Below are 16,471 nucleotides of genomic sequence, written 5' to 3' on the forward strand. Positions count from 1 at the left end.
AGGAAATAGTAATTTTACCATCCTTTTTATCGGCAGCTGTAGTAATGTTTTGACCATCGCCTTCGATTTTTAATGTTTGTCCAAGGTCACGATGAACCTTTTCACCAGAATCTGCAGAGAAGTCTAAGCCTTTTTTGATAACCTCTTCGCTAGCATTGTTAGTGATATTCTTCACGTCACCAATGTTAGCTGCATTAGTGTCGATATTGTAAGTTTTATTACCCTCTGTATCAACGCCGTCAGAACCACTTGCTAAGTTTTGAATTTGTGTACCATTAGTACCTTCAAGTGTAACTTGGTCTTTATTGACTTTATCGTCATTTAAATCATATTTAACAGCACGGTCATTTAGATTGTTTAAATCAGTAGCTGATGCTACATCATCAATCACTACATCCTGCGTTGTATTAGCTACATCATTAGGGTCCTGTACTTTTAAAGTCACCTTATTATCCGTCACTTTGTAAGCACCATCAGAAGCTGCTGGATTTTTAACTAAACGCACATCGCCTTTACTTGCCACTTGGTTGCCCAATGCATCAGTGACTGCTTTTAATTGATCTTCTGTTGCTGCACGACCAGATACATAGGATGGGTTTTTAACATCCCAAGAGGTATTGCTCAAACCCGTTACATAGCTACCATTCGGCGCTTGTGATGTGTTTCCATCCGAATTGATTACTGTACCACTCTGGTTACCTATTACAGCCGAACCAGCTGTTACAGTGTTTAAACCGGTTACATCTTTAGCCAATTTAATAGTTAAGCTTGCATCATTACCTGTACCTGCAGCCACTACACCAATATTAGCGCCTTCAGAGAGTTTAGTCGTATCACTTTGACCGCCTACAACATTAAGAGTTTGACCTAAATCACGATGTACTTTACCTGTATTGCCAGCAAAATCTAAACCTTTAGCCGTTAAATTGTTAATAACTACATTTTTAGCATCATCAGTAATATTCTTCACATCACCAATATTAGCGGCATTTGTTGGTGTGTTATAAGTTGGTTTGCCATTAGCTGTGCCGTCAGAACCACTGGCCAAATTAGTGATTTGGTCATTACCCATATTAATACCAGTAGTAGAAATAGTTGGGCCATTTTGAACGGTCAAACCACCTTCAGTTAAGGTCGTGGATTGCGTGCCATTTGTTACCTTTACACCGCCATTATTAACTACAGTGTTGCCCGTTGTTAAGGACCCATTAGCACCTAAATTAACATCCTTCACTAAATCAATTAAGATTTCGTTAGGATTACTAGTTAATCTTGTTTTAATATTTTTTGTTGATGCTACCTCACCTTGGGCACCACCAGTTAATTTTAATTTTTCTGTAGCTAATTTAACCTTACCATCACCACGATTAGCTGGCGTTTTATCATCAGCTATAGTAGTCAAAGTCACCGATTTTAACTGTGCTACGTTCACTGCATCAGTATCCTTTGTACCAGCTGCTACATTCACAATCTGACGTGTAGCACTATCATTGCCTACAGACACAGCACTATATGTGCTATTCCAAGTTTTATCTGTGCTAGAGCTATTAGCATTAATAGAAGGATCATAGCCTTTTTGTCCATTTACTATAGATGCAACAGAGCGGTCACCAAGGGCTACCCCACCGGCTACGGTTACGCTTGTGTCCGAGCCAATGGCCACCGACTTATTACCATTTCCTGAAGCAGTAGCACCACGGCCCATAACAACAGCATCAGGCAAATACGCTCCTACAGTGGCATTTTGACCTATAGCGATCGAACTAGTCGCGCCAGTGCCCGTATTAGCACTAGAACCCATAGCAATACTATAGTTAGCACCACTTCTAGCAGCAATAGCGATGCTATCATCACCATTAGTTGTAGCACCGACACCTAAGGCCATGGAACGTTGGTTATTAGCAGTCGCCCCTTGACCAATAGCCAAAGTATTCCCCTTTAATGCTTTCGCTTTATCACCAATTGCTACAGATGAAATGCCTGTTACTTCTGCCTCTGAGCCCATAGCTACAGAGTTTTGAGTCGCTACCCTATTCTTATAACCAATCGCTACATTTTTAAATACTTGCCCTTGATTAGTTGCATTTTGGCCTTCAACCACATTGCCGGTACCAATAACAGTGTTAAAAACATTAGTATCTTTATTGATGTTATTTAAATCTTTTGTATAGCCATTTACTGTATTACCAAGACCTACAACAACAGAATTAAGTGCTGTCACATTCGTATCAGTAGTTACATTTCCTTCTGTATAGGAGCCGCCTACAACTACTGAGCCATCTGCTTTTTCACCAACAGTTATGTTATCGCCTATTACAATAGAATTTTCGGACTTAACATCATAATTATCAGCTATTAAAAGATTATGTTGTGTATCTCGTGTCATAATAGTGCCTGCAGCCAAAGCATTACCAGTCAATACACTGGCTACAAAAAAAGCGGCAAATGTTGCGCGTAAAGCGCCTACATGAGAGCTAGATGCTTTTCCCTCACGTTTTGCAAATTCAGACGCGACCACATAACACCCTTTTGTCTTACTCCAAATTACCTTATATATCTTATTCATGGTCTTTTCTCCTTTGCATGAATATAACCTAACTCTCTTACTGTTACATGCCAACCGTATATAAATACACTATCAATATAAAGAATACCGCTCCGGTTAGCATTAAATCCTAAAAAAAATAACCCCTTTATCATTTTCATTAAATTATCATCTTCATTTTTGATTATATTACAGTTAAATTACAAGTTCAAGCATTTTTTTATTTACACACAAATTTTATTTATGATTTATACGATTTATTACCAGTTACAAAAGAGGCTTAAATACAGCATTTATATAACTTATATCACTTTATATAACCTGTAATCATAATTTATGACATCATCTTAAAATTTAATCCACTTTTTATGTTTACTTATATATTTTTATCATTTTCATGAAATCTATATATTATTTTGAATTATTTTTATATACATTTCACCTAAAATCCTCTCAATATAATACATAAGTATATTTACAAAACATTTTATTTATGTAATTCCTACTATTTCAAAAGAAAATATATTCCCTTAGTTGCATTTTTATTCATTTTAATACATTTTTTGCGAAGCCTATCTCTTTAACTAATATCTACTTTTTCATTAATTTTATTTACTTATTCATGAATTAATATAATGAAAAACGTATATGGTATTAACAGTAATAAAAAAGCCCCTTATTCTATGACGATTAAAGAACTCCATATCATATCGATACGCTATTCCTTAGGTCCTCATAGAATAAGGGACTACACAGTAGCTATTATTTTATTTTATTTTCTTTGTATTGCTAACTTACGATTATTTTATATATTAGAACTCATTACACGAGATTTTTTTGCATCCAAATATGTGGGCACCCTTCATCATCAAATTCGTCGCCATACGCTTCGTAGCCCAAAGTTTCATAAAAACCCCTTGCTTCTACTTGTGCAGCCAAACGAATATGAGTGCCCCCTAAGTTCTTAATTTCCCTAGCAGCATCTTTTAAAATATACGCGCCAATTTTCTTGCCACGATAGGCCTTTACTACAGCTACACGGCCAATAATATATCCTTGCCCTTCTACTGCCATAGCACCATCTAAAGAAGCAGATGATCTTACAACACCAACTTCACGTTCTTCTTTAAAGTTCTTAGGGCTGGATTTTATAGACAGCATAGGCGGAACCTCTACAGATACATCAGGTGCTACTTCCTTCACTACCTTCTGCGTACGCTCCTGCTCTTCGCGCCACGCTACATTCCATTCATCATCTGGTAAATCTTGCCAAACTAAATTATGCGGTGACGCTTCAGCTGTTTTTGATTGTATTTCATTAGGCATAGCCAACACTTCAGGTCCTGCCATCTCCCTATTTTCAGCAGCTTCACTAGCCTTCACTTGACTACTTGCGCCAACTTCACTATCATTTGCTCGGCCACTTACAATAACTTCATTCTCTATTGCTTGGCTATTTACAGGCGATTCAATACCTGCTACAGTGTCTACTGCATTGCCATTGGTAGGAACTGCCTCATGATAATCATGACCATCATATTCAAAGATCCTGCACGTTCCAATGGGAACATTATCTATAAAAGCTACAATATGTTTTGCTATCGCATCAGTGGCGTCAAATTCATTAACAAAGCCCTGTTCTTGCATAAAGACTTCAGTTCGTACTACACGCGCTTCATCGGGCAATCTATTATACGTTCTAAACTCTAAAATCATCTATTTAAGCTCCTCGTAATCGTCTTATACCTTACATGTATCTTCTATTATACTATGAGAGGCTTTATACTTGTAGCAAAATTTATTTTTATGGTTTCGCTTGATTATATTGCTACTCCATCTATCACCCGCTCTCACTACTAAGTTTAATATTAAACTATTTTATATATAGATAAATTTCTATGAATTAAGATTCAAAATAAAGCAGACTTTTTCCAAAATTCAGCATTTTGAAAACTTTTTACTCAATATTGGTTCCGAACATTTCTTATAAAATATTTTGTTTCGTTTGCATTTCTTTATTTTATTAGCGCTTCACGAGTGAATATCCTAGTCGGTATACTTAACGATTTCGAATCATAGAGAGTGCCACTTAGCGATTTCGAATCATAGAGGGTACTATACCAATAACACAGAAAACGGTAAATACAATAAGGGCATACTGAATATTAGACAGCAACAGCTCTTTTGACCCCGGCGCCAAGCCCACAACGGTACGCGATAGAATGGACGCCACGATAGCCATACTCAACACTTGTCCTAGTAAACGCACTGTGCCAATAACCGAGCTGGCAAAACTAAAATATTTAGGTGGCACAGAGCTCATAATTGCATTATTATTAGGCGCTGAAAACATGGCAAAGCCTAAGCCGATAACAATTAAACTACCAATAATAACCGCCAATGCTGCTTCGTGAGTCCCATACACCATAATCACTAAACCTACAGATATAACCGCCATCCCAACAGACGCGAGTACAGCTGATCCATACCGATCAGATAAAGCCCCCGTCACAGGTGATAAAACCGACATAATAATCGATTGCACTAATAATACTAAGCCTGCTGATGCAGAATCAAAGCCCATAATCATTTGCAAATATAACGACAATAAAAAGCCAATAGCAAAGGTTGCACTATAATTTAACATGGCCGATATATTCGAAAAGGCAAAGACTTTATTCTCTAAAAAGATTCGCACCGGAATGAGCGGCTTTTCTACACGCGCTTCATGCCAAATATAAATGAGCCCCACTATGATTCCCAAGAATAAGACATATTTTGCCCACCATTGGTTAACAATTTCCGAAAGACCATACATTACTAAAATCAGGGTACTCGCATACAAAGCAATACTCAAACTATTCAAATGCCCTTCACTTTCAAGCTTCCAATTTTCTTTCATCCAAAGCACAGTCATTCCAAAGGCTACGGCGCCTAAAATAGCAATAAAGTAAAATATACTACGCCAACCAAAATGGTAATTTAAAAATCCTCCTACAACTGGTCCTATAGAGAGCCCAATATACACAACTGACGCGACCAGTCCCATAGCCCGGCCACGGCGTTCAAGCGGATATGCTTGGGCCACAATAGCAGTACCAGTAGCAAATATCATGGCGGAGCAAATTCCTTGGAGCACCCGCAAAATAAGTAACATTTCAATGGAATTTGTGAAGTGAATTAAAAAGGATACAATGGCAAAGCCACCCGTCCCCATCAAGTAGACCGTTTTTTTACCAATACGATTGGACAGCTGGCCCATAGGTAATACAAAAATAGCACAAGTCATTAAAAATATTTCAATAATCCAACTTAGTGCCGAAGTACTAACTAAAAACTCATTACCAATATCTGGCAAAGATAAATTTATAGAACTTCCACAAAAGGGCGTTAAAAATGAGCCAATCATAACTGCAATCAAAATTTTATTTTCTTCTTTTAGCTCCACAGAACTACCTCCATTTCTACATCTCAACTATTAATGATACGCTGTATAACCCTTATACTGTCAAGTCATTTATTTAATCCATGCCAAGTTTCTTAATAGGAAGCGACTAAAACATAGTCCCCCCTAGTGAGCCTGATTTTGTCTTGTATCCCCCTATTATGTAATCTAGATACATAGCTTTTATACTTATATTGTGTACTCATTCATTACCATGCACGCTAGTCAAATAAAACATAGGTCTAGAATCAATTATCACCCAACGATTCTAGACCTATTATACATTTGAAAATTATTCAATTAATAGTAGCTTAAAATTTATAACACAGGTAGTTAACCAATACTGCAGCTACAAGCACACACATCCATTGTATCTAATTCTTCATTTGGTTTATTACCATCAACTAGCAATGTTAATTTACTGGTATAAGGATTTAACATAAGACCATGAATCTTCACATCATCTGGGATTAATGGGTTTTGGCGAAGCTGTGCCACTGCTTTAATTACATTTTGTTCCGAATGGCAGAAATTATTAGCCCAGCGGTCCATTTCACAACGAATCATAGCAATAGCCTCAGGTTTAATGCCACGCGCCACCATGCGCTTAGCTAATTCATCAGGACAAGTTTTTTCCATGCCACAATCTTCATGGCCAACGATGAAAATCTCCTTAGCCCCCAATTCGAAAATACTCACAATAAGAGAGCGAATTACATCACTAAATACATCGGTAATGCAATTCCCCGCTACGCGAATTACATTCGCATCACCACGATCTACGCCCATGGTCTTTTCCAACAAATCCACTAAACGTGTATCCATACAAGTTAAAATTGCAATATGCTTTTGTGGCTTCTTAGCTGCAGGGGATCCATCCTCGCCATGTTCTGCTAAAATATTTTCTACATACACTTCATTCGCTTTTAATACATCATCTAAAAAGGACATCTTTATTCCCCCTTGTTCATAAAAATAACTGATGTAATACATACTAAATCGGTCAAATCATTCAACAAGACCATAATGTATTCTCTTACATATTATTATATACAATATCATCACTTTTCGATATATATGTACCATAATTTACGAAACTTTGTCAATAAAAACGGCTATACCAGCAAAAGGGAAAAACGGTAGCACCGGCAAAAAGGAAAAAAGGGCAACCCCGCAAAAGGGCAAAAAGAGCAACACCCGCAAAAGGGCAAAATAAAGGGCAGAACAAGTAACACAACAAAAGTCTAAATCTTTAAAATTAGAATACAACAGAAATATTGAGAACAACTGAAAGCAAAGAAAAAGCCTTATATTACCGTTGTTTTCTACATAATAGAAACAACTAGAAATATAAGGCTATAAGCTTTGAAACTATGGAGCGGCCGATGGGAGTCGAACCCACCTCTACGGCTTGGGAAGCCGTCGTTCTACCGATGAACTACGGCCGCGAATCTTTTTATATTTTATCAACTTTGGCTTAGTTTGTAAATACTCAATCACACTAATCTCTTGCGCATCCACACTTTGCGACGATGACGCAACTGCATATAGCGAGCTCGGTGAACAATATTTTTTAGAATAATGGCCATCATAATAAAGCAAGCGCCGACAAAGCCCTGTGCATCCATAACTTCCCCAAGGAAAACAAATGCCATGACTGCTGCGAATACGGGTTCCATAGAGTAAATGAGGCCAATTTTAGATGGTGTTATATAGCGCTGTGCTACCCCTTGCAAGGTAAAGCAAATAGCGCTACATACAATGCCTAAACCTAATACAGCGCCCCATTGTAAGCCTGTTTGTGGTAGGCGTGGCTCTTCAAAGATATATGAACTAATGATGCTAAAGAGAGCGATAGCTCCAAATTGCAAAATACTTACTAAGAAAATATCTTTATCTCGCGCAATACGACTCATGAAGAGGATATACGTAGCATAACCTAATGTGCCCCATAAGCAATATAAAGCGCCCACATCAAAGGATAACCCTTCTTTTACAGTAAATAAAATAAGACCAAAGAACGCTAGTGCAATACTAGACATTGTCATACGAGGGGGCCAAGCACGACGCCATAAGCCTTCTAAAATAGGCACAAGCACAACTGTTGTGGTCCCCAAAAAAGCTGCCGTAGAAGCGGCCGTGTATTTAACCCCAGTAATAGTACCGAATAGTGAAATATAGACTAAAAAGCCTAGCCCAAACCCTTTTAAGATAGTCTTCTTAGTGCAATGTTTAAATGATTTATAAAAAATCGGCGCCATACAAAAAAAGGCAATCCCAAAGCGCAATGCCATAAGATTAAAAGGATCCACCCCAGTAAGTGAAATTTTCATCAATAAATACGACGAGCTCCACGCAAACGTCACAAACAACATCATCAATTCTGCTTGCTTAATCGACATGTTAGACACCTCTGTACCTTACAAACCGCCATACGAAATTATATAAAAAGCGAATCTATGGCAAAATGCCAATCCTAACTTAAATTAGCTTATACATACTACAAAGAGTTTATTGTCTACTGACAATAAACTCTTTGTGTGATTTAGTACATTTAGTCTATACTAAGTGATTAACAAAAACAACCTTATTTTTTCTAGTATTCTAAAATTTCATAATGTTAAATAAAGCGTACATTTAGAGAGGACAGTTAGCCAAAGGAATTGAATATAACCACTTATATAGGCTTTATCTATAACCTAACAGTATATGAGTGATCTAACGCAACAGTATATGAGCCCCTAACACAATAGTATATGAGCAACATAACACAATAATATATGAGTAATCTAACGTAACCAATCTTCTCTAGATGTAGTTCCTACTTAAGCAATTATTTTATAGCTTGGGCCTCGCGAACTTTAGTTTCAATTAGCTCTTTAGCTACCTGTTGGTAATCATCAATCATGTGATTGACCAAATTCATGGCATGTTCGTCAATGTCTACAAAATTCATACTGCTCTTTAAATCTTTAATATATTCAGTAGCTGCTTCTATGATATTATCATGGCGCCATTTTAATTTCGCACCACCGAAGAACGATTCACCCACTTCTATACAGTCAGTATCTATGTACATATCATAATCACTTAGAGACGAGTAGCTACCACTTCTAAACTCCTTCATGACCCCTGAATTCGTACTATTCTCTTCAAAATTACTCAAGAGCTTAAAAAAGAACTCTGGCACTGCTTCAAACTTCGTAAAATCAGATGGCAGTGTTGATTTACCCGCTGCTGTTACCTGACTAGCAAACTCTTTAAGAATCTCTTCAAATTTCTTATTTAGCTTATAAATAAAGCCATCGCTCTCTTGAGAATAATAGTATCTTAATTTATCGAGTTTATATTTTACAAAAACTTCTAAAATAAAGCGGCGGTATTGAGAATATACATACCGATCAAAAATAGCCAATGCCGCCTTTTTCGCTTTACTATCACTAGAATATTCATATCGACTATAACTCATATATACTTTTTCAGGCATATCCACACTATAATTATTAGCATCAAACTTCACATCAGCAACGCTAATTTTTTTAATCTCTTGCCACACACGAGTAAGGTCTTTCTCTAATTTGTTAACTAAAGGGCCTATATCCTTAGTTACCACATTAGTACCTTTTACAAGGGAAATAGCCTGCGCTGGACAGTCCGCCATAATTTCTTTAGCCGTACTAAGATGTTTCCCCGTCAACACTGTCTTACTTTTTACTTTGGCCTTTCCCTCAGACGTTTCCTCTACTAAATCAGTGGCCCCCAAGCAAGCCCCACAGCCCACACATTTTGATTCATCAATTTGTAAATACTCCATCATAGCCTCCCACATAGTAACACGCTATTACCTTAAATCGCATCAATACCATAAATTAAACTCGTGTTTTACCCCTATAGCACCTTAGACTTAGTTCATCTTATCCTCAGCACTACTTACGCTTAGTACTCCATGTTCTTAATACTACTCATTCTTAGTACTCCATGTTCTTAGTACTACTTATTCTTAGTACTTCTCGTTCTCAGTGCATCTTATCCTTGCAACGCCTTCTGCATGGACTGTCCAATTTGAACTGCCGCTTTAACTTCGCCAGTTATTTCATTGTCCTTAGTTAAAATAGGCGCATCAATGAGCTGTTTTATGGTCTGCGCTAAGTTCATACAAGTCATAAGTACATCACGATCTTTTTCTGAATACGCACTCGCCTCAAGACCCCGTTCTTCAATGAGACTCTTAGATGTTTTAATACTACGAATTAAGAACACATTTAACTTCGCCACAATATCAGCCACCGCATGACATTCATTTATCATCAAATCAAAGCTTGTAGCAATATTTTCAGCCTGTTCGTAAATAGAGTTAGCAGCCCGTAATTGGCGGTTCGCATTAGATAGATTTCGTTCCGCCTCTTTAGCGGCCCCCATGCCAATGCCACCGAATAAGTGCCGTAGCAGCTTCTTTATCACTGAGCCCCGACCAAGGTGTAAACGCCAACGATTGGTACACCGACACATCATCTACAGGCACCAATGCTTTAGACATATCAAAGGATGCTGATGTGTCCTTGAAATTAATACGTAAAATTTGCTGATATACAGCCACAAAATCTTTAATCGATGTACTTAAAACACCCATTTTGCGATTCATGACTTTCCTCAACGCCGTCTCTAATTCAGCTTCTTTTTTCTTCACTAATTCAGCAGCCAGTTCCCGCCGTTCATAGGCTCTCGCCAACTTTTTAAGAGCCTTCTCATCTAGGCGTTCCGCTTTTTCAAGCCCTGGAATACTAGCCACAAAACTAGTTACCACAGCGCCTGCTACAATTCCAACTAAAGGTAACATACAAAACCTCCCTTACGTCTCTACTAACGAAGTAAATACCTTATTACTAGCAAAATCAGCACTTTAACTACCAACTAAGCATATTAACTGCTACAAAGCAACTATCTCAACTACTAACGAAGCCCGTACCTTATCTACTAACAATGTAAGTACTTTAACTATTAATAAAGCCAGCATTTAAAGCTCAAATACACTTTGTTTATCGTCAAAAAACGTATTAAATTCCTGCCGTGTTTTAAATGGAACATGACCATCCACATGACTAGCTAAGGTATCAAGTCCATAAGCGATTTGCTCCGCATCATTATACTCTAAGCCTTTAAAAATATTGCCAAATCCAATTTGCACAAGGCGCACATATTCAGCCTGTTGTGCCTCTTTTAAAATGACTAAACGTTCCCGCTGTGCTCGAATCTCTATTTCCGTTTCGTATAAAATACGATCAATCCGTGCTAACTCAGCTGCATGTAAATCGGGGGTATTCCCTAAAATCCAAGACACTGCACCGCTAATAGCCGTAAGCGCCACAGAGGACAGAATTAATGCCCCTAAACCACCAGTAGCAATGCCTAAAAAGGCCAAGGTAGTGCCTTCCACAAAGGTAAACATATAGGATGAACCAATGGTGACCGCCATTTCTTTTATACATTGTTCGCCAGAAATTTCACCTTCCACATAGCGCAATACACTGCCCGTCACCATAGCACCCATAGACACGACACCAGGTATGTACTTATCTACGCGATGAAGCCCTATTTTTTGTGCTGCTACGAGTAATGCGGTCTCACTCGCTTCCATGGCCACACCACTGGCACCAGCCACAGCCGTTGTCTTAGCCACATCAATGGCGGCTTCATCTACATCTTTTTCCCCAGCAACGCAGAGAACTAAATTATTTACACCTGCTAGTGTACCACCTATAATCCCTGCATCTACGCCAGTAGCCACTGATTGAGAAATCCCTGCTTCCATGCGCTTAAAATGTACATTATCCGCTAGTCCTTGACCTGGTTTATTTTTGAATAATGAATCAATTTGGCGTGCACTCTTTTTCATCCCCAAGGATACATTAGTACCCACTTCAGCTGCCGCTTGGCGTCGTAGCATATTATAGGCCGTATCGAGAGACTCTACATTGCCCTTCAAGGCTTCATCTAATAAATACTCTGCATTCGACTTAGCCCCTTTACTCTTATTTAAGGATTCATTTGTAAGAGCTAGATTATAATCGCGATTGGCCGCCTCTTTTATATCCTCATGGGTGAGCACCCCTGCATCAAGGTCCGCTTGGCGCTCATCTACAATGCTCTTCAATGGATTTACATGGTCCACATTAGCCGTTGTTTGCGGCGAACGATTGCCCTTACGATTATAAAAAATGCGCTCGTTCGTATATTCATCAGTGGTTGACTTTTTGCCAGAAAAGCGACGGTTCTTGTAGCTTTGGTTTACATCATATTCCGCTTCTTTCGTATTCCCTCTAGCCTCGCCATTACGGCGCTGGTAATCATCTACGCCACGGCGATTAAACTGGTTTTCTTTATTCCCGTCCTTAATATCCTTGCTCATAGTGCCCCCTTTCTGGATTGAAACCGATTCACTTATGAACTACTATATCGACTCTATAAATCATCTCTATCTACTCTATAAAGCATCTATACTATCTATACACTCTATACACTCTATACTATCTATTACCCTCTATAGCTTCATTTCAAACTTTGGACAAAAATGCATGGCCGCACGGTCTGAATTGTACAATAAACATTTCTTGCGCATACTTGTATCTACGATTTCCCACAGCCCAATATTAGGAGCCTTAGGGCTAATGGCACTATTCGTCGGGTCATACCAATGCTTACAAAATGCACATTTTCTAACATTACTTTTAATGTTTACGATAGTCATACGTATGCCTCCCTAACTATAACTAAACACTTGTCTTTGATAATTAATAATGGTAAGCCTATCAAATTATACAAAACCACTCAGTAGATACTATCTATTGCACTCTGCTTCTAACTAGTCCTATCTGCATAAAGGGCGCTCATTTTCGCGACTTCTGCTTTCATCTCCGCCACAAATTCCGGCGGTTCCAGCGCCTTCACACGACTTCCTTGTCCCAAGAGATAAAATTTTATGCCTTGCCCAAATACATCAGCCTCAATAACGGCCCGTTTGCCTTCCAAGGACAATACCTGTGCTGTCGGTATCCGATCTAGCACAGCCTGCAAAGAGTCACCTATATACTCAAATTTCACCGTTTGAGGTTTTCCTGCATACATGAATTGCACCTTATTGCGCAAGTTTCCTTCATCAAAATCGACGTTCTTATCTAATTCAAAATGCTTCCGATGCTCCACTACATCCACCACACGGTCTACGCGATATAAAATAGGCACATAATCGGTCTCACCCTGTTTATCTAACCAGTACGCTACCAAGTAAAAATAATACTCTGAAAACAGCAATGCTACCGGCTGTATGGTGCGGCTTACCTTTTCACGATTCGCCTTGTAATAGGAAATGGTAATTTCATTTTTATCATGAATGCAGCGTGTTAGTTGCCAAACACGGTCAATCACATTTTGTTCAATATGCTCCACCGGAATATACCGATGGAGTTCTTTTTTTATCAGCTGCTCCACAAGGCCACGGTCTTTTATAGTTGTTAATTGTTTTAATTTACCAATTAAGGTTAATAAATCATTGCGCCGCAACGCCCTAGTACCAATTAAGATTTTAATCAATACCATCAACTCTTCATTTAATAAAAATGAATCAAATTGCAGCTCATAGGATTTTGTTTGGCCATTATACATGAGCTCCGTATTACCTACGAGTTCCCGGTGATCACAAAGAAAGTTCTTTATGTCATTAATATCTCGTGAAATAGATTTCGTCGATACACCATATTCTAATGCTAAGGATTTAACACTAATACTTTCGCCCTTCATGGCGCGATAGAAAATAGCTAACACGCGCATCAATTTATCTACACTCTGCTCCATAATAACTCCTAACTATTTTCAAATCATTTTTACCTATAGGCTATAAAAATGCCCTTCTGCCTTATACCTGTACTATAACAAATCGATAAGACAGAAGGGCGTCCGATTAAAATGAATCTATAAACACACTTCAACAGCTTTACTCAGCAAGTAATAGCGCGACATGTATCGCGTAAGGTAGGCCAATCTTTTACCGTTTTGTTATATACGATTTCAGAATTCACATCGATAGCCCCTTTATTAGTTACCAAATTTGTACTCAACAAGGTATTTAAAGTCCGTGCCATAGCCAATAAAATCATGGCCAAGTCAATCGTACTTTGCGGCAATGTAGCCGCATCAGTACCATATTGATCCAATGCTTTATCTAACTGCTTTACACGATACCAGAAGTATGAATTAATCGTGCCCAACAGCTTAGCATATAAATCGGCTTGCAATTTTAAAGCCCGCGAGCTGCTGCGCTTTAATTTCATTTCTTCTATTTTCTCTTTGGTTTGATACTTGTGTCTATACGCTTCATTAAGTTTTATACCTGCTTTAGTTTCTGCTATTTTTCCATAAATTCCTACAGCAGGACCTATCATGGCACTTATTAATATAGTCCCCCCACTTAGCACCGCCGCTCCACTAGGCTCGTACTAGCCGTACCGGCAGCACCCGTTGCTACAGTGCCGGCTCCAGCCACAGCGGCAGTACCTGCACCAGCCGTAGCTGCCCCAGCAGAAGCCACCCCAGCGCCGGTTACAGAGAGAACATTAATAGCACTATAGGCCCCATAGGCTGTTAAAGCCCCTGCAACACCACTAGTAATCAAGGTCTTCACTTCATCCGACTTGGCAATACTATCCTCAATAGTATCCATAGAATCACGAACCATTTGCATATTTTCAAAGAAATGATGTTCACTGATTTCAATATTAGAAATGCGATTAAATGTTCTTGCAAAGTCCTTTAAGGAGTATTCGTAAATTTCTTGCTTTCTCCGACCTAATGTTTCAAGACTTTCTTCAGCTGCTTTTATATCGCGCTCTATCTTTGCTTTTAATTCGGTAATTTCTGCTTCACTTTTTTCCATTATGTGATGAGCTAATTTCTTCATTTGATGTGCATTTTTACCTTTACGAACACCAAATGCAGCCGTTGTAGCTGCCACTGCAAGGATTATAAGAGGAATTGCCATAGTCTCCACCTCATACTTAAATTTTAAATGTTACCGTTTTACCGGACCGCACTAAATCTTCCAACTCATCAGTACTACACTCAGCCACTACGCCACCATGACAGCGAGTAATATCATTGAGTGCCTGTATGACAGAATCTCGGTTATTATTTAAAATGCCATATTGTACGTCTTCAAGCTTTTGCTCAAAAAACTGTCGGCATTGATTATACTGGTCTTCAAACTTTGCTTCAAACTCTTTACGTACCCGTCTTAATTCAGCAATTTTATTTTGTACCCGTACACGCTCTTCTTCTAAGGCCACTTCAGATTCAACTCTAGATTTTAGTAAATTTAGCAAAGAGTCAAAATATGTCTGATTCAGTGTATAGGCCACCATACCACCGATAATACCACCTACTACCGGAATGGGAATCACCACTTGGCCGATAGTTATACCGGCACTAGACACTGACATTTCAGAGAAAATTTTAGACATTTCACCTACATATTGATCGGTGTCAATCTCTCCGTCTACTAACTTTTTACTGGTGAAAATTATGTTATTTGCATATATTACCAACAGAGCTGGCAAACTAGTCTGCCCCAGTCGTTTAGCTATAATATGGGAAGAAGAATTTAAATAGTTCTTAAATACATTAATACCGATCCCTTTAATATAAGCATCCCCACTGGCCTTGCCTATATTTTTAGCTAATTCTAAAATGCGCTCCTTTGAGGCCTTCTTAGTTAATAGTATATGAATAAGCTCCAATAAACCTTTTACTATAACCATATATTGTGCCGTATTTCCGGCCATTTTAACACCCGCCATATGGCTTTCCTTTACCGTAGTTCCAACGGCTACGCGATTAAGCACCGTCACCCCTTGTTGTACCACCTGGTGTGCCGTATTTTGAATCGGCTGAGGCATATTTTCCTTAAACAGGCCTTGCATCTTTTTCAATTTACCTACTAAGGGCTCAATCTTTCGCACTTTATCAAATAAGCCCTGCGCATTTAATCGCTTTATACTCTTATTTACATCTACAAGACGATTGCTAATGATTCGCTCCCATACCTGTAGTTCATGAGCCGGCATAGCAAAGGAGGCAAAACCGGCGCCCATAGCTCGTATGGGATTTACAGATATTTGATCAATCTCTATCATGTACAAAGACGTCTCCATACCAGTAGCGTCGCTTTGCTCCTCCGAAACCGCCATGAGCATGGCTAAGTTCTTATCTAAATCATACTCGCGCAATGCCTTATTAAGCTGTCTATACGCCCTTTTCTCCTCCTTAGATAAAGAGCCTTGGTCTTTTCCTATACGCAATATCATCGACTCCCTTGACGACAATACAATATATTAAATCCCCGTATAAACTCACAAAATTTTAAAAAACTTATTTCTAAGCTATTAGCTCTCACTTCAAAGTCCGTTCATTCATGTTATTTTCATTATATCATT

General features: G+C 38.6%; 14 protein-coding genes and 1 tRNA gene. All 15 read right to left on the reverse strand.

Annotated elements, in window-relative coordinates; translation table 11 throughout:
• Positions 1–2,566: ESPR-type extended signal peptide-containing protein (locus Q0376_RS01100; protein WP_298703141.1), on the reverse strand; the 2,566-nt coding region annotated here is incomplete at its 3' end.
• An 801-nt stretch (positions 2,567–3,367) separates the two neighbouring features.
• Complete coding sequence (locus tag Q0376_RS01105) at positions 3,368–4,261, reverse strand: GNAT family N-acetyltransferase (protein ID WP_298703142.1); 894 nt, start codon at positions 4,259–4,261, stop codon at positions 3,368–3,370.
• Positions 4,262–4,634: 373 nt separating this feature from the next.
• Positions 4,635–5,993, reverse strand: a complete 1,359-nt coding sequence (locus Q0376_RS01110) for an MFS transporter (protein ID WP_298703144.1) — start codon at positions 5,991–5,993, stop codon at positions 4,635–4,637.
• A gap of 330 nt (positions 5,994–6,323) precedes the next feature.
• Positions 6,324–6,941, reverse strand: coding sequence for a carbonic anhydrase (locus tag Q0376_RS01115; RefSeq protein ID WP_298703145.1), 618 nt, complete (start codon positions 6,939–6,941; stop codon positions 6,324–6,326).
• Between the two features lie 423 nt (positions 6,942–7,364).
• Positions 7,365–7,438, reverse strand: a tRNA-Gly gene (locus tag Q0376_RS01120).
• Between the two features lie 48 nt (positions 7,439–7,486).
• Entirely contained in the window at positions 7,487–8,392 is a 906-nt protein-coding gene (locus tag Q0376_RS01125; RefSeq protein WP_298703147.1) for a DMT family transporter, read from the reverse strand.
• Between the two features lie 431 nt (positions 8,393–8,823).
• The gene (locus tag Q0376_RS01130) at positions 8,824–9,804 is read right to left on the reverse strand and encodes a ferredoxin (protein ID WP_298703148.1); all 981 of its coding nucleotides are present in this window, start codon (positions 9,802–9,804) and stop codon (positions 8,824–8,826) included.
• Between the two features lie 212 nt (positions 9,805–10,016).
• Positions 10,017–10,451: a hypothetical protein gene (locus Q0376_RS01135; protein ID WP_298703150.1), complete on the reverse strand. Its 435-nt coding sequence runs from the start codon at positions 10,449–10,451 to the stop codon at positions 10,017–10,019.
• Positions 10,396–10,827: a hypothetical protein gene (locus Q0376_RS01140; protein WP_298703152.1), complete on the reverse strand. Its 432-nt coding sequence runs from the start codon at positions 10,825–10,827 to the stop codon at positions 10,396–10,398. The genes Q0376_RS01135 and Q0376_RS01140 overlap by 56 nt, the downstream gene beginning before the upstream one ends.
• A gap of 177 nt (positions 10,828–11,004) precedes the next feature.
• The gene (locus Q0376_RS01145; protein WP_298703154.1) at positions 11,005–12,396 is read right to left on the reverse strand and encodes a hypothetical protein; all 1,392 of its coding nucleotides are present in this window, start codon (positions 12,394–12,396) and stop codon (positions 11,005–11,007) included.
• Positions 12,397–12,528: 132 nt separating this feature from the next.
• Positions 12,529–12,735 (reverse strand): hypothetical protein, encoded by a 207-nt coding sequence (locus tag Q0376_RS01150; protein WP_298703156.1) that lies wholly within the window; start codon positions 12,733–12,735, stop codon positions 12,529–12,531.
• 110 nt (positions 12,736–12,845) lie between these two features.
• Positions 12,846–13,838, reverse strand: a complete 993-nt coding sequence (locus tag Q0376_RS01155; RefSeq protein ID WP_298703158.1) for a YafY family protein — start codon at positions 13,836–13,838, stop codon at positions 12,846–12,848.
• Positions 13,839–13,981: 143 nt separating this feature from the next.
• On the reverse strand, positions 13,982–14,425 hold the full coding sequence (locus Q0376_RS01160) for a hypothetical protein (RefSeq protein WP_298703160.1): 444 nt from the start codon (positions 14,423–14,425) through the stop codon (positions 13,982–13,984).
• 26 nt (positions 14,426–14,451) lie between these two features.
• Positions 14,452–15,021, reverse strand: a complete 570-nt coding sequence (locus Q0376_RS01165; protein ID WP_298703162.1) for a hypothetical protein — start codon at positions 15,019–15,021, stop codon at positions 14,452–14,454.
• A gap of 16 nt (positions 15,022–15,037) precedes the next feature.
• Positions 15,038–16,336 carry a hypothetical protein gene (locus Q0376_RS01170; protein ID WP_298703164.1) on the reverse strand — a complete coding sequence of 433 codons (1,299 nt, stop codon included), beginning with the start codon at positions 16,334–16,336 and terminating at the stop codon, positions 15,038–15,040.
• Positions 16,337–16,471 lie beyond the last annotated feature (135 nt).

The sequence above is a fragment of the uncultured Veillonella sp. genome (assembly GCF_937981445.1).
Classification (GTDB): Bacteria; Bacillota; Negativicutes; order Veillonellales; family Veillonellaceae; genus Veillonella_A.